The 16,063-nt window shown below is 35.0% G+C and carries 14 protein-coding genes; 5 read left to right on the top strand and 9 right to left on the bottom strand.

The features are described from left to right. Positions 1–18: 18 nt before the first annotated feature. The 7 genes from pgl to PBT89_RS08320 all read right to left on the bottom strand — a co-directional run bounded on the left by pgl (position 19) and on the right by PBT89_RS08320 (position 8,219). A complete protein-coding gene (pgl, locus tag PBT89_RS08350; RefSeq protein ID WP_270061494.1) occupies positions 19–729 on the bottom strand; it encodes a 6-phosphogluconolactonase in 711 nt (236 codons plus the stop codon). Further along, positions 723–2,249 carry a glucose-6-phosphate dehydrogenase gene (gene zwf / locus PBT89_RS08345; RefSeq protein WP_270061493.1) on the bottom strand — a complete coding sequence of 509 codons (1,527 nt, stop codon included), beginning with the start codon at positions 2,247–2,249 and terminating at the stop codon, positions 723–725. Before zwf ends, pgl begins: the two co-directional genes overlap by 7 nt. An 18-nt stretch (positions 2,250–2,267) precedes the next feature. After that, complete coding sequence (gene gndA / locus PBT89_RS08340; RefSeq protein WP_270061492.1) at positions 2,268–3,674, bottom strand: NADP-dependent phosphogluconate dehydrogenase; 1,407 nt, start codon at positions 3,672–3,674, stop codon at positions 2,268–2,270. 21 nt (positions 3,675–3,695) lie between these two features. Continuing rightward, positions 3,696–4,151 (bottom strand): RpiB/LacA/LacB family sugar-phosphate isomerase, encoded by a 456-nt coding sequence (locus PBT89_RS08335; RefSeq protein WP_270061491.1) that lies wholly within the window; start codon positions 4,149–4,151, stop codon positions 3,696–3,698. Positions 4,152–4,322: 171 nt separating this feature from the next. Continuing rightward, the gene (locus tag PBT89_RS08330) at positions 4,323–5,252 is read right to left on the bottom strand and encodes a YeiH family protein (protein ID WP_270064240.1); all 930 of its coding nucleotides are present in this window, start codon (positions 5,250–5,252) and stop codon (positions 4,323–4,325) included. 73 nt (positions 5,253–5,325) lie between these two features. Continuing rightward, positions 5,326–6,219, bottom strand: a complete 894-nt coding sequence (locus tag PBT89_RS08325; RefSeq protein WP_270064239.1) for a LysR family transcriptional regulator — start codon at positions 6,217–6,219, stop codon at positions 5,326–5,328. Positions 6,220–6,344: 125 nt separating this feature from the next. Continuing rightward, positions 6,345–8,219 carry a M1 family metallopeptidase gene (locus tag PBT89_RS08320; RefSeq protein ID WP_270064238.1) on the bottom strand — a complete coding sequence of 625 codons (1,875 nt, stop codon included), beginning with the start codon at positions 8,217–8,219 and terminating at the stop codon, positions 6,345–6,347. A 266-nt stretch (positions 8,220–8,485) separates the two neighbouring features. Between PBT89_RS08320 and PBT89_RS08315 the strand changes: the two genes are divergently transcribed. From PBT89_RS08315 to PBT89_RS08300, 4 genes are all read left to right on the top strand, one after another. Then, a complete protein-coding gene (locus PBT89_RS08315) occupies positions 8,486–10,003 on the top strand; it encodes an FAD/NAD(P)-binding protein (protein ID WP_270064237.1) in 1,518 nt (505 codons plus the stop codon). Next, positions 9,990–10,910, top strand: coding sequence for an AEC family transporter (locus PBT89_RS08310; RefSeq protein WP_270064236.1), 921 nt, complete (start codon positions 9,990–9,992; stop codon positions 10,908–10,910). Before PBT89_RS08315 ends, PBT89_RS08310 begins: the two co-directional genes overlap by 14 nt. Before the next feature lie 57 nt (positions 10,911–10,967). Further along, positions 10,968–11,984: a zinc-binding alcohol dehydrogenase family protein gene (locus PBT89_RS08305; RefSeq protein ID WP_270064235.1), complete on the top strand. Its 1,017-nt coding sequence runs from the start codon at positions 10,968–10,970 to the stop codon at positions 11,982–11,984. Between the two features lie 203 nt (positions 11,985–12,187). Then, positions 12,188–12,607 (top strand): BRCT domain-containing protein, encoded by a 420-nt coding sequence (locus PBT89_RS08300; protein ID WP_270064234.1) that lies wholly within the window; start codon positions 12,188–12,190, stop codon positions 12,605–12,607. A gap of 64 nt (positions 12,608–12,671) precedes the next feature. Here the strand turns inward: PBT89_RS08300 and PBT89_RS08295 are convergent, their stop codons facing one another. Next, complete coding sequence (locus tag PBT89_RS08295) at positions 12,672–13,772, bottom strand: alkene reductase (protein WP_270064233.1); 1,101 nt, start codon at positions 13,770–13,772, stop codon at positions 12,672–12,674. Between the two features lie 149 nt (positions 13,773–13,921). Next, a complete protein-coding gene (locus PBT89_RS08290) occupies positions 13,922–14,494 on the bottom strand; it encodes a Crp/Fnr family transcriptional regulator (protein WP_270064232.1) in 573 nt (190 codons plus the stop codon). Between the two features lie 368 nt (positions 14,495–14,862). Between PBT89_RS08290 and PBT89_RS08285 the strand changes: the two genes are divergently transcribed. Continuing rightward, on the top strand, positions 14,863–16,047 hold the full coding sequence (locus PBT89_RS08285) for a pyridoxal phosphate-dependent aminotransferase (protein ID WP_270064231.1): 1,185 nt from the start codon (positions 14,863–14,865) through the stop codon (positions 16,045–16,047). Positions 16,048–16,063 lie beyond the last annotated feature (16 nt).

Below are 16,063 nucleotides of genomic sequence, written 5' to 3'. Positions count from 1 at the left end.
GTTATAAATAAACCTTGGCTATATTCTTGCCGCGGCGTCTTGATCAACGTACCACATTAATTCGCCAGCCGGATCTATAATTTGGGATGGGTATTTTTCAATATTTTTTTCACCTTTTACGACTTCGTAAAGTGCATCTGCCTTTTTAGCGCCAAAAACAATAAATGCAATACTTTTCGCGGCATTGAGTATTGGTGCTGTTAAGGTGATCCTATACATATCCTGAGGTTCTAGAAAATAGGCTGCGACTTTTTTGTCCTTTTCGTGAATTACTTTTTGACCGGGAAATAATGATGCAGTATGTCCATCGTCTCCCATTCCTAAAAAGATTAAATCGAAAGTTCTACCATCTTCTAAAACTTCATCCATAATTTTAGAATACTCTTTGGCATAATCTTCAGCAGAAACACCATCCTTATACATAGGATAGATTTGTTCCTTGGGAATAGCAACTTTATTAAGAAAGTCCTTAAAAGCATTTCCGGCATTGCTGCGCTCATCTTCTATAGGAACCCAACGCTCGTCACCCCAGAAAATGTAAATCTTTTCCCATTTTACCTGATCTTTAAATTCGGTAGTCAATAGATCATACATTCCCGCTGGTGAAGAACCTCCCGTTAGCGCAACTGTAAATTTTCCTTTAGCTTCGATCGCTAACTTTGCATGTTCTACAAAATGTAGTGCTGCTGCATGGCTAGCTTCTTCTTTGGATTTATATATATTTAGCATTGATCTTCTTTCTTTTCTTTCTTATTTCGAACGTTTATAGACCAAACATGTCCTTGCTGAGCGATTAAAGCTTCCGCATTTTCTGGACCGTAACTTCCGGCTTGGTAATTTGGGAAATTAAGTGATTCTCTGCCTTCCCAAGATTCCTGTACCGTTTTAATCACGTCCCAAGCTTCCTCTACTTGATCTGAACGCATAAATAATGTTGTATCTCCCAACATCGCATCTAATAACAAAGTTTCGTAAGCTTCTGGAGTATGTGTAGAACAGCTATCATAATCAAAAACCATTTCAGAAGGATTTAAATTCATTTCTAATCCTGGCTTTTTAGTCATAAATCGCAATCTAATGTCCATTTGAGGTTGCAGATTGATCGTTAATCTGTTTGGCATTATATTACTAGCCTGTTCTCCTGGGAAAGTAGCGTGTGGTACAGGTCTAAATTGGATAGTAATAGAAGAACTTTTTTCTTGCATTCTTTTACCTGTTCTTAGATAAAAAGGAACATTTTGCCATCTCCAATTATCAATAAAGAACTTAATCGCTGCAAAAGTTTCAGTATTAGAAGTTTCACTAACACCTTCTTCTTCTCTATAACCCGGTACTTCTTCACCTTGTACCCATCCATTACTATATTGACCACGAACGGCGTTTTTAGCAACTTCGTCTGGTTTTATTCTTCTAATAGCACGTAATACTTCAACTTTACGATTTCTAATTTCTTCAGCATCCGAAGAAATTGGAGCTTCCATGGCGACCATACAAAGTATTTGAAGCAGATGATTTTGTATCATGTCTCTTAATGCCCCAGAACTCTCATAATAACCGCCACGTGTGCCTACGCCAACTTTTTCTGCAACAGTAATCTGAACATAATCTATGTAATTTCGATTCCAAAGTGGCTCGAATAATGCATTCCCAAAACGAAAGGCCAATATATTCTGAACGGTTTCTTTTCCTAAGTAGTGATCGATTCTAAAAATCTGCTTCTCATCAAAAGTACGTCTTAGAAGTTGGTTAAGCTCAATCGCAGATTCCAGATCATAACCAAATGGTTTTTCGATTACTAAACGGTCTTTTTCTAAAGATTCTACGAGTTTCTGATCTTTTAGATTCGTGGTAATATCGTCGATAAACTTTGGTGATACAGAAAGGTAGAATAAGCGATTTGCTCGCTCTCCCCATTCCTTATCCAAATCACTCAATTTTGTGTGTAAATCTATATAAGATTTCTCATTAGTGATATCTGATTTGAAATAGTGAATTGACTCCTGAAATTCTTTCCAAACCTTATTATCTGGCTCTCTACGAGAAAATTCTTTTAATTTTTTGTATAAATCCTTTCTATAGGATTCATTATCAAAATCAGACCTACCTAAACCGATAATTGCAAAATTATAGGCCATGCGATCGTCTATAAATAGGTTATAAAACGCGGGGATTAACTTACGACTGGCAAGATCTCCGGTCCCACCAAAAATTACTATAATCGTAGGAGCAGCTTTTTTTTCTGTCTTCATTTCAATTTAATTAATTGATTATACCCAGTCTGTATGGAAAATTCCTTCCTGGTCGTTACGTTCGTATTTATGAGCTCCAAAGTAATCTCTTTGAGCCATAATTAGATTTGTTGGTAAAATCGCACTTCTGTAAGAATCAAAGTAAGAAACTGTAGAAGTAAATACGGAAGCAGGCACTCCTTTATCAATAAAAGTTTTTACCACCTTGCGAGCAGCCCCTTGTTTTTCTTCAAGTGCTTTACCTAATTTTTCATCTAATAATAAATTAGGTAGCTCTGGGGAATTTTTATATGCCTGTCTAAAATCTTCTAAACACGTCGCTCTAATTATACATCCACCACGCCAAATTTTAGCTACTTCCTCAAGGTTTAAGCCATAGTTATACTCTTTCGAAGCGAGATTTAATTGCGACATTCCTTGTGCATAAATGTTAATCATCGCGAAGTAAAAAGCATCCTTTAGTTCTGCGAAAATTTCTTCTTCTGAAGTTTCAGAGATATCTTTCCATTTTAAACTTTTTGAAGCTTTTACGCGCTCTTCTTTATATTTAGAAATATCGCGCATTTCTACCGCAGCGTTAATAGCAGGTATTGGAGCCTGAATATCCATAGCATTTTGGGAAGTCCATTTACCAGTTCCTTTCGCTTTTGCAGCATCAGAAACATAATTTAGTAGAATCCCTTTTTCGGTAATCTGATCTTCTTTTTTAAGAATATCTGCGGTAATTTCAACTAAGAAGGATGATAATTCTGAATCGTTCCACTTTTCAAATAATTGCTGAATTTTAGCATCTTCAACACCATAGCCTCTTTTTAGAAGGTCATAAACTTCAGCGATAAGTTGCATAATAGCATATTCAATACCATTATGAACCATTTTCACATAGTTTCCGGCAGATCCTTTACCTAGGTAAGTAACACAAGGCTCGCCATTTACTTTAGCGGCCACGGCCTCAAAAATAGGGCGAAGTCTTTCGTAAGCTTCAGAATTTCCACCTGGCATCATACTTGGTCCAAAGCGGGCTCCTTTTTCTCCACCAGATATTCCCATTCCGAAGAAATGAATTCCTTTTTCAGCAAGTTCATTAACACGACGGTCGGTATCAGGAAAATAAGAGTTACCACCATCTACTAACACATCGCCTTCTTCTAAAAACGGCAATAGTGATTTAATGGCGGCATCTACAGGTTTCCCTGCGGGAACCAATAACATAATTGCTCGCGGTTTACGAATAAGTCCGCAAAACTCTTCTGCCGAGGTTGTTCCTTTTATAGTATGATTTTCTAAGGCTTCTTTTTCTAGAGATGCAGCTTTTTCTGGATCTAAGTCCAGACCGGCTACAGAGAAATTATTATCGGCCATGTTAAGTAAGAGGTTTCTTCCCATTACTCCAAGACCTACTATTCCAAAATCGAATTCTTCCATGATTCTTTTTTAGTTTCTACGTTATTTAAAATATTCTTTTTCTATTGCAATTACTTTGTCTAATCTTCTTTTAAAACGATCTTCTTGCTGAAATTCAGCATTCAAAAATGCTAAAATGATTTCTAGAATTAGTGAAGTTCCTAAAACACGACCTCCTACACATATCATATTCATATCGTCATGTTCTACGCCCTGGTGTGCAGAATACGTTTCAGAAATTAGTGCGGCTCGTACTCCTGGGAATTTATTGGCAGCGATAGACACTCCTACTCCGCTACCACAAACCGCAATTGCTCTATCGATTTTATTCTCGATAATAGCGTTCGCTAATGGCGTTACAATGTCTGGATAATCGTCGTCACTCTGATATTCGAAAGCTCCAAAATCTTGTATATCGAAATTTTTTTCTTTTAAAAGATCCAGTAATTTTCTCTTTTGTTCTAGTCCAGCATGATCTGCTGCAATTCCGATTTTCATGTAATTTCAACTTTTGATTAAGCGTTTGGACGATAAATTTAGCCAATTAAATTTGTTCTTGGGTAAGAGAAAGCCTTATAAAAATACTAAAACCTTTGAAATTGCTTAGATATCCCAGCTTTTTGGAAAATTATCCTACTCAAGGAGATTGGATTTCCCGATTTTTGTAGTTTATTTGATAATTTCCATAATTCCAATAAACGAAATTACGCTAATAAAAATCCATATAATTATGGCTAAAAAAACAGGTCGAACTCCTACTCTTTTAAAACTTTTGTAATGCAATCCGCTACCTATTAAAAAAAGAACTAGCGTTAAGCCTATTTTAGATATTGAAACAATTTTGGGCGACAGTATCGCTATATTTGGAATATATGTATTCACCAAAATCGCTAAAATGAATAAACCTATAAAATAGGGAATCTTGATTTTTTTTAATGGGGTATGACTGCTTAATGCAAATAAAACTGAAACCGGTAAAATCCATAGAGCACGTGCTAATTTCACGGTAGTCGCAATTTCTAGAGCTTCGTTTCCGTATACTTGCGCTGCGCCAATAACAGAGCTCGTATCGTGAATGGCAATGGCACTCCAAATACCAAATTGATGCTGACTCATATTAAAAAAATGTCCTATTGCCGGAAAAAGAAACAGAGCAATACTATTTAAAAGAAAAACACAACCAATTGCAATAGAAATCTGTTTTGGGTCAGCTTTTATTATTGGAGAAACCGCAGCAATAGCGCTTCCACCGCAAATAGCAGTTCCAGAACTTATAAGTTTTGTTATTTTTTTATCGATTTTAAAAATCTTACCAACTAAAATTCCCAAACCTATGGTTAAGCTAATTGAAATTATCGTAAAAAAGAAGCCGTCTTTACCTGCTGCTAAAGCTTTGTCGATATTAATTACAAAACCAAGGCCGATAACCGATAATTTTAATAACCAGTTTATGCTCGATTGTGTTTTTTGCTGAAAAGGATTTTTAGCCATCTGCGCGTAAATAATACCGAGAGCTAAAGCTATTGGCGGATTTACCATCGGAAGGAAGCATGCCATGCAGAAAAGCAAAAAAACGATCTGATGAATTGAAATTTTCATAAGCTGAATTATAATATCCAAAGATAGCTACAGCCTTGTTTGCATTCAAATCATAAAAAGTAATCCTATATAACTAAAAGTTATAGTGATGCTGTAGAAATTTCAGAAAGACAGCATTCAATTTGGAGTGATGTCCTTGTTGCTGAATAAAGAAGAAATCACGGGTTATTTGAAGATTTTCAATATCCAAAATGTAAACGTCTCCGTGTTTTAATTCTTTTAAAACCGTATTGACACTTAAAAAACTAGCGCTATGCCCGTTCGATAAATACGATTTTATACTTTCTGAGCTACCTAACTCTATTTCGATATTTAAATCCTCTGTTTTAAGATTTTTATGTTGAAAAGCTTTTAAAATAACCTCTCTTGTACCCGAGCCTTTCTCTCTTAAAACAAGGGGAATATCTTTTAATTCTGAAATTGAAATCTGATTAAGTTTGGCTGAAAGATGAGATTTATCCACTACAAGAACAATCTCATCTTTTAAAAATGCCTGATAGGATAATTCCCGGTTTTTGGACTGTCCCTCAATAAAGCCCAACTCTACTGAATTATTCATTACCGCCTTTTCTACTTTTTCGGTATTCATATTCAATAAATGGATCTTGATTTTCGGGAATTTTTGATGAAATTTGGCTAAAACCTCGGGTAAAATATACTGTGCGATAGTGGTGCTTGCCGCAATTCTAAGCGTTCCTTCATTTTTATCTATTAAGGAATTCATATCAAATTCAGCTTTTTCATACTGCTGGAAAATTAGCTTAGTATGTGATAATAAAAGTTTCCCCGCAGTGGTAAGTGCTATACTATTGCCCTTTCTAGCAAAAAGCTTTTGGTTAAAATGCGCTTCAATTTGCCGAATATGTTTGGTAACAGCCGGTTGAGTAATATGAAGATCTTCAGCAGCTTTAGAAAAACTTAAACGTGATGCTACATTTTGAAATACCTGTAATTTAAAATCAAACATTATAATCAAAAGTAATAGTTATACGTTTAAAAGTACATTTATTTTTAAATTTTAGAAATAAAAAAACAGCTTCTAATTATAGAAAATCAGAAGCTGTTTCAATTTAAATTATTAAAAACTACAATTTACTTTTCCCAAGTATTATTATCTGGTGTGGCATCCATCCAGATTCCGCCTTCCATCGCTACAGCTTTTACTTCTTTTTCCGTAGCAATTTTTATAGAAGTTTTATTTTCCGCATTTTCCCAAATTGTAGATTTTTGATGAACTCTTTTGGTACTTCCATCGGTATAAGTCAGTTTTACATCAAAAGGTGCCGGCATTCCACCAACATTGGTTATGCTAACTTCAACTGAGTTATTTTGCTGGTTTACATCTTCAATCTTAAAATCAATATAGTTAGGACTAAAATACCAGCTATCCCAAAACCAATTTAGGTTTTCACCACTAATATCATTTATGCTATAAAAGAAATCCCAAGGGATTGGATGTTTACCATTCCAGCGTTCCATATATCCTTGCAATGCTTTTTTGAAAACTTCACCACCTAATAAATCTTTTAGTGCGAGATAACCAAGAGCCGCTTTTCCGTAGGAATTATTTCTATAAACCGGTCCGCTTAAAATATTGGAAGGTGTTATAATCGGCACATCCTGCTCCATATTATTATCACCAATCCATCTACGTACTCTAAAATTTTTAAAACTCTCTACTGCCTTTTCTTTTCCTAGATCTTCGATTCCGATTAAATGTTCCAGTGTAGTTGCCCAACCTTCGTCCATAAAACCAAAGCGAGTTTCGTTGGTTCCCATATAAAAAGGAAAATAGGTATGTGCGATTTCATGCTCGGCAACAAAACGAGCCATATCTGGATCTTCATGAGAATTATCGTTAACCATCATTGGATATTCCATATCGCCATGGCCACGTACTAAAGTAGATTTGGAATATGGATAAGGAATGCCCGGGTAATTAAAAGAAAACCAGTTTAATGCATGCTGTCCATAATCTACCATTTCTTTAAAATCTTCGGAAACATTATCATAAGAAGCCTGTACGCTTACCCGGCGATTAGTAGTAGAATCGACAACCACGCTTGCTGCATCCCAATTATACTCATTGCTTATAGCGATGGCAACATCTGTAATATTTGAAGCTTTCCACTTCCAGCTATTATTTCCGTCTTTAGTAATTTCTTTTTTCTTAAGATCTTCAGGTGTCGCAATACGAATCACTTTATCGCTTGTCATTGATTTTTCGAGTTTCTTCGCATATTTTTTCTGAAGTACTTCTTCTGGATTTTGTAAATCTCCCGTAGCCCAGACAATGAAATCTTCTGGTACATTAACGCTAATTTCATAATCATTAAAATCGTTGTAAAATTCCTGCATTCCGAAGAAAGTCATCGTATCCCAACCCATATAATCATCGTACACCGCAACTCTTGGATAAAAATAGGCCAGATAGAACGTATTTTCTAAAATAGCACCTTCTCTCCCACTTTGTTTAGAAATATCAAAATGCCAGTTAATGCTTAAGTCTATACTTTCGCCAGGTTTAAGCGGAGTATCCAGTTTGATCATTTTATTAGTGCCATCGTTCTTAGAATTCCATTCTTTTTGGTTTCCATTTTCTGAATAGGAATCGATATGAATTCCGCTAGTCATATAATCTTCTGAAACCATACCTAAACGCGGAACTCCGGGTTTATGGTTATTCAGAATTAGTTTAAAATTTAACGAATTTAGAGTGTCAGGACTATGATTAGTATAAGTGATTTCTTCGGAAGCTTTTACGCTGCGATTTGGTGGATTAACTTCTAAATTAATTTTATATGTTGCTGAATTTTGCCAATAATTATCTCCTGGTTTTCCTGTTTTGCTACGTGTTTTATTCTCGTAGGCTTCTTTAACATCTCTTGGTATATACAATTCTTGTCCTATTGCAAACTTTCCAAGAAATAGTAAACCTAGTGATGCTGTTAAAATTGATTTTTTCATGTAGTTAAAGTTATTTGTATTCGAAAATAATGCTTCGAATTTAAACAAGCTTGCTAATTCAGCTTTTTTCAGTATAAAAGGATTTTACTGTTTATTTATTTAATAAATGAAAGATTAAAAGATAATTGCATAATATTTATTTCAATTTTATTGCCAATTTTTTTACTTCAGATCTTCCAATTGCTTAAGTATTCCTTAAATAAAGTTAATACGGTTTAGTGCTTTTACATGATTCTTTAAATTACCCAAAAAGCTTAATATAACAGATGAAAAAAATCGCTATTATTGGTGGTGGTGCTTGTGGATCGGCTGCTCTTATCGAACTTATTATCCAAAGTATCACTGCCAAATTACAAGATCAAATTTCCTTTGTACTTATTGAACGTAAGGAAAAAGCAGGATATGGTTTAGCCTTTGGATCTAAGCAACGTAGCCATATTTTAAATACGCAAGCAGACTTGATGGGAATATATGCTAACGAACCGGCACATTTTGCGGAATGGTTAAAGGAAAACGGCAGGAAATATAGAGACGATGTTAAAAGTGAGAGTGATGAAGATAATGCTTATACCAGCAGATTGCTATACGGCCACTATGTTTCGCAGCAATTAAAAGAAACCATCGAAAAAGCAAAAAAGCATAATATAAAGGTAGAGCGGATTAAAGATGAAGCTTATAATATAGACAAACTGGAAAATGAAAAACTGCTTATTCATCTAAGTAGCGAAAACACAGTTGAAGTTGACGAAGTTTTGCTAGCTCCGGGAACTCCGAAACCAAACATATTCAGTCATTTTAAAGACAATCCAAATTATATAGATTTTCCATGGCCCACAAAGCGCTTGTTAAAAAACACCAATAAGAACGATCATGTTGGTGTTTTAGGAAGTAGCCTTAGCGCTATCGATACGGTGATGACTCTAATCGATAACGGTCATGAAGGTAAAATCACCATGTTTTCTCCAGATGGCATGCTACCCAGAGTTCAACCAGATGAAAACAAAGGTTTTGAACGTAAATATTTAACCCTTGCTAACCTGCATAAAATAAAAAGAGAAAAAGGACATGCACCAAGAGCTAAAGACTTATTTCGTTTATTTATCAAAGATATTGAAGCTGCCGAAGGTAAATCGCTAGATTGGAGTTCTTTTAACCGGGATTCTAAAGATCAACTTCCCTTATTAGAACATGATATTAAAATTGCTGAAAAAGGTGGAGATTCATTGTCGAACATGGCATATTCAATGCGTTACGATACTTCTACCATTTGGAGTTGGATGAGCTTACATGAGCAAATAATTTTTACAAAATGGATGGGTAGACACTGGACGATTACTAGGCACGCAATACCACTTTACAATGCTAGAAGGCTGTCTAAACTCATGAAAGAAAGCAAGCTTGAAATTATATCGCAAAACCAGAAGGTAGAATTTATTAAAGATAAAAATTGTTTTAGCATCGCTACAGGATTAGATGGAGTTTTCGAGATTGATAAACTTGTAAACGCTACCGGTAGCGCCGGAAGATTAGAAGAAATGGACAATGTACTTGTACAAAATCTTTTAAAGAAAAAATATCTAAAACCGCATCCAATTGGTGGCGCAGTAATTAACCCGCATACTATGCAGTGCATATCTGAAGCTGGAGGAGAACATATTTATGGTGTAGGCCATTTGGTAAACGGCATGTTGATGGATGTAAATGCCGTTTGGTTTAATGTAAAAACAATAGCTCGCCTAGCCTCAGAAATTATATTCAAAACAACTTCTAATGGACACATTTAAATCTTTATATTCAAGTTTATTACCCTATTTATGCTGCATTCCTGTAGGTTATTTTATTAGCAAAAAAGAATTTATTCCTAAAGCATGGATCCATAAACCTTTACTATTTGTTTTATTACCAATTTTAGTAATAGACCATGTTCTTAATGCCGAATTTTCTAATTTATTAATATTAGCCAGTATTTCATTCTTATTGGCTTTTCTAATGATTTTTCCGGCTATTTTAGTAGACAAATGGCTCGATAATTCTGGTGATATTAATATCTTAAAAAGCGGTTTTTCTTATTTTAATGTCGCATTCTTCGGGATTCCTACGGTAAAATCTTTATTTGGAGAGGAAGCAGTGACAACACTTATATGTATATATGTAGGGACGGCTCTCTACGGAAACATTGTAGGTTATATTCAGGTTGCAAAATCCAAATTCGGGACTAAACAGGCTATTATTGAAGTCTTAAAAATTCCGTTTATATACGTTATAATTTTAGCATTAGTATTAAAAGGCTTTAAGGTAGAAACACCTGAAGTGGTAAAGCCGGTAGTTGAGGTTATGGGAACTGTAGTTTCTGTGATGGGAATGCTAATAATAGGAATGAATTTAACGAATATCGAGTTTAAATCTTTAGACTGGAAATACTACGCTAAAGTTCTTGGGGTAAGAGCAATTGCAGCTATCCTTATCACGGCAGCTTTGATAGGATTAGAATACTGGTTTATTGATGGATTGGAGCAAAAGGAGCGTCAGGTAATGGCGCTAATTGGTCTTTTCCCGATTGCTGCTAATCTCGCGGTTTTTGCTTCGTTTCTGAAATCACAAGAAAAACAATCGGCGTTACTTATTGTATTTTCAATGATTTTATCGCTAGTTCTGGTGCCTTTAGGAGCGATGATCTTTGGTGGAAATTAAAGAAACGTCAAAGTTTTGGAGATGCATAATTCTTGTTTTAATTTTCATTAAAAAATTATGAAAGCTATAGGAATAACCAAATCTTTACCAACATCAGATAAAAATTGTTTTATCGCGTTTGAAACTGAAAAACCAATGCCAGAAGATTATGATCTTTTGGTTAAAATACATGCGGTTTCTGTAAACCCGGTAGATTACAAAGTACGCCAAAATGCTGCTAAAGATGAAGAATTGGACGAACCTAAGGTTCTGGGTTGGGATGCAGCCGGTATTGTTGAAGCAGTTGGAAGCGAAGTTTCTAATTTTAAAGTTGGGGATGAAGTTTATTATTCGGGAGAATACGAAAGACCAGGTTGTAATGCAGAATTTCAGTTGGTTGATTCTAGAATTGCAGGACACAAACCTTCTAATTTATCTTTTGCTGAAGCCGCAGCGATGCCATTAACATCTCTTACTGCCTGGGAAGCAATTTTTGATCGTTTGCGCCTAAAAAAAAATGGAGAAAGTGGTAAGAAATTATTGATTATCGGTGGCGCTGGCGGTGTTGGATCTATCGCTATACAAATTGCTAAAAAATTGACTAATATTGAAGTGATCGCTACCGCATCTCGAGAAGAGACCAGTGATTGGTGTAAGAACTTAGGAGCAGATGTTATTGTTAATCATCATGAACTCATTCAGCAAATGGAATCAGCCAATATTAGTGAAGTTGATTTTATTCTGAATTTTTCTGATACCGATATGCATTGGGATGCTATGGCAAAATTAATTAAACCACAAGGCCAAATTTGTTCGATCGTAGAAAATAAAGATCCGTTAGATTTAAACAAACTTAAAAATAAGAGTGCCTCTTTTCACTGGGAATTTATGTTTACGCGTTCTCTTTTTAAAACTGAAGATATGATCGCACAGCATAAAATCCTGGAAGAATTACGACTTTTATTTGAAGAAGGAACTTTAAAATCGACAATCAACAAGACTTTTGAAGGACTAGACACCGGTGTTTTTAGAGAAGTGCATGAATTTCAGGAAAGCGGAAAATCAATTGGTAAAAATGTGATTAGTTATATTTAATGATTTAGAAGTCAAAATTCAATAATTATAAAAGGGATTTCAGTAATGAAGTCCCTTTTTTAATTTTCAAAGATTGGGTTAAATAATTCTTAAACAAGTAAAATAGCATAGATTTCGCTTTATATAAGGTGTAATTCAGTTAGCAATCCACAGTATTTGCATTTTGAATTTCAACTGAAAAAAGAAAACTAAACCATACTGCTATGACAACCGAAACCATAATTATTGTAACCTATGTATTGATTTTTCTATTAATCTCATTCTTAGTGATTCAGCATTTATCTGAAAAAAATAAAGAATCAAAAAAGAAGAAAATTAAAACTTTAGCTGAAGAATTTGAAGGACAGAAAGTTTTGATCGACGGGAAATTGAACGAAGATTATTCTAAAATTAAAGAAATATTGAAGCGATTTAATGTAGAAGTACAACACAAAATGTCTACTAAAACGGGGATTTTGATCACAGGTAAAAATCCAGATGATTTTGTTGTTGAAGAAGCTAAATCTTTCGGAACTAAAATTTATAGCGAAGCTTCGTTTCTTGAACTTTACTATGCGCCTAAATTTATGTTGAAAAGCAAACTGAAATCTATGCAACGAGCAACCGTCAAGGTTAAAATTTAAAAAGTCATACAATAAAAAATCCCAGCAATTTGCTGGGATTTTTAGTATTCAAATAGTTCTATAATTAATCTCTCGCCTTAATTGGATAATCCAAATAGCCTTCTTTTCCAGTTGTATAAAAAGTATCTTTATCCCAATCGGTAAGCGCTACATCCTTCTCGAATCTTTCCACTAAATCTGGATTAGAAATATATGGTTTTCCGTAGGCAACCAAATCGGCATTGCCTTTTTCAATTACATCATTTCCAGATTCCTGATCGAAACCTGCATTAATAATTAAAGTACCTTTATATAAAGGTCTGTAATGTTTCGCAATTTCAGTAACCGCAAATTCATTATCTGAAACATCGGTAAAAGGTTCAGACAAATGAACATAGGCAAGATCATATTCGTTTAATTTGTTTACGATATAATCGAAAGTAGGAATCGTTTCTTTATCCAACGTCATCCCGAATAAACCATCTAGAGAGGGATTTAAACGCAATCCAACTTTTTGTTCCGGCATTACTTCTTTGATCGCGTCAATAACTTCAAAAAGAATTTTAGCACGATTTTCTATCGTTCCGCCGTATTCATCTGTTCTGGTATTCGAGGTCGCATTAAAAAACTGATGCAATAAATAACCATTAGAAGAATGAATTTCTACACCGTCAAAGCCTGCATCCATTGCATTTTTTGCTGCTGTTTTAAAATCTTCTATAGTTTGCTTAATTTCATCAATAGTCATTTCCTTCGGAGTAACGGTATCTTTAAAACCGTCTGCAGTAAATGCCTGCGCATCTGGATTGATAGCAGATGGTGCTAATGGTTTTTCTCCATTATGAAAATCTGGATGCGACATTCTTCCTACATGCCAAAGTTGGATAAATATTCTACCATTTTCTTCGTGTACTTTATGGGTTACCTTTTTCCATCCTTCAATTTGTGCAGGTTTATAAATCCCAGGAACATTAATATATCCAATCGCTTTATCGTTAATTGGAGATCCTTCAGTTATAATTAAGCCTGCTGAGGAGCGTTGTGCATAATATTCAGCTTCATATTCTTCACGCGGTGCGTTTTCTTCATTATCTGCGCGAGTACGCGTCATGGGAGCCATTACCACACGATTTGGTAATTTTAAGCCATTCAGATTATATTCTTGTAATAAAGGTTGTTTACTCATTGTTTTTCTTTTTTAATAAAAATTCCGGCAATCGTAGATGTGCCGGAACTTATATAGCAATTTTAATCCCTTTTTCAGTACAAATTTAAGCGATCTTATGATAAGATGACATTGACCTATGTTAGCGTAGGCTGTTAAATACTGTTAAGCTATATGAGCTCTTTCCTAATTCTACTTAAACTTTCGGGTTTAATACCTAAATAGTTAGCGATATGATAATTCGCAATCCTATTTTCTAATTCAGGAAAACGATCGTAAAATTCTAAATAACGTTCTTTACTGCTTTTTTGAAGGCTGGACATTATTCTGCATCGTAGCGCTATAAACGATTTGGTTACTTTAATTCTAAAAAATCGTTCAAATTTAGGGATACGTCTATAGAGTTCTTCTTGCGCATCTCTATGAATGGCAATTAACTCGCAATCTTCAAGACATTCTACATTTAATCTTGCGGGAATACCTTCTAAAAGCGCTTCATAATCACTAATCCACCAGTCTTCCATAGCAAATTGAAGATTAGCTTCATTCTCAAAATCATCACGATAAAAAGCTCGCAGACATCCTTTAACCACAAAGTAATTATGATGCACAAATTCTCCGTCTCTAATTAAAAGATCTTTTTTAGCATGCTTCACTGGAGTTAGAATGCTTAAAAATTCGGCCTTTTCTTCTTCAGTAAGATCAATAATTTTAGAAACGTGATCAAGAATTGGTTGACTCATAGATTTTCAATTTGAATAATTTTTCGATATAGTCGCGAACGACTTATTAAACTTTCTTAAAGAATATTGAATGTAATAATTAAACAGACATTTCACCAGTAATATGTAGTAGTAATACTCTAAATCATGGCCTAAATATCCAAAATTAGTCTGAGAACAAATTTGATTCAATTTAAATCAAAAATATTTTGAACGGAGCATTGAAAAATTCACCCGTTTTAATAAAATCTGCCGTTTTTTTGCAAATCTTAAAATTCATTTAATATTTTTTGAAATCATGAATTTATAGTATTCATTTTTAAGGTATTAGCATTGCTTAATATTGTGTTAATTTCTAACTTTAAAATGTAACACAAATACCACAAATTATGAGTCTTAACAGAAGAGAATGGCTAAAAAGAGGAGCGCTTGCGATGGGGGCTGCTGCAGTAGCGCCGGTAGATCTTTGGGCTAAAGCCGTTTCTGATGCACATGCAGAAAACAATAAATTTTTATACAATTATAGTAACTCGTTCGACGAGTATACCCCTCCCCGATTTCCTGATCTTAAAACAGTAAAAGCAAGATTGGTTTGGAATGAAAATCCCCATGGTCCTTCTAAAATGGCTGCGGAAGCATTTCAAAAGGCAGTTACAGAGGGGAATCATTATTCTTGGGGTGCTTTAGGAGCATTGGTAAAGCAAATTGCTGAATATGAAGGTGTCGAGCCAGCAAACGTGATGATGGGGCCGGGATCTTCAGATTTATTAGAAAAAACGGCCATTGTCAAATTTCAGCATGGCGGAAATGTAGTAAGTGCAGATCCAAGTTATATGTCACTGGTTAGTGTTGCAAAAGCAGCCGGCGGAAATTGGAAAGCGGTGAAACTTACCGAGGATTATCAGCATGATCTAAAGGCTATGGAAAAGGCTATTGATAAGGACACCAAACTTGTCTATATCACTAATCCCAACAATCCAACGGCTACTATGACCGATACCGACGATCTTAAAGATTTTTGTAAGCGAGTTTCTAAGAAAGTACCGGTATTTATTGATGAAGCCTATATAGAACTCTCTCCTGGCGGACTCAACTCGAGCATGGCGCCGCTTGTTGCAGAAGGTTATGATGTCTTTGTAGCCAGAACTTTCTCTAAAATCCACGGAATGGCCGGGCTTCGTGTCGGTTATATGTTAGGAAACAAAGAGTCTTTAGAAGAAATGAATGAGATTACTCGTGGCGGGATGGGATTAACTGGGCCTAGCATTGAAGCTGCTTCAGCAAGTATGAAAGACGACGCCTACCTTACCGATTGTAAAGCCAAAATTGAAGAAGCCAGAAATTATACAACATCATATCTTCAAGGTCGTGGGATGGATTATATGCCTTCTAGCACCAACTTTGTGATTTTTCCTATAAATATGGATGGTGACAAATTTCTAGAAAAAATTTACGAAAAGAAGGTTGTTGTTCGTGCTTTTAAGTTTTGGGATCAGGATTGGTGCCGTGTAAGTATGGGAACCATGAAAGAGATGAAATATTTTACTGAAGCTATTGATGAAATTCTAGTCTAGTTATATGGATGTAAGC

Source organism: Zunongwangia sp. HRR-M8, assembly GCF_027594405.1.
Lineage (GTDB): Bacteria > Bacteroidota > Bacteroidia > Flavobacteriales > Flavobacteriaceae > Zunongwangia.
This window is presented reverse-complemented; position numbering and strand designations above follow the sequence as displayed.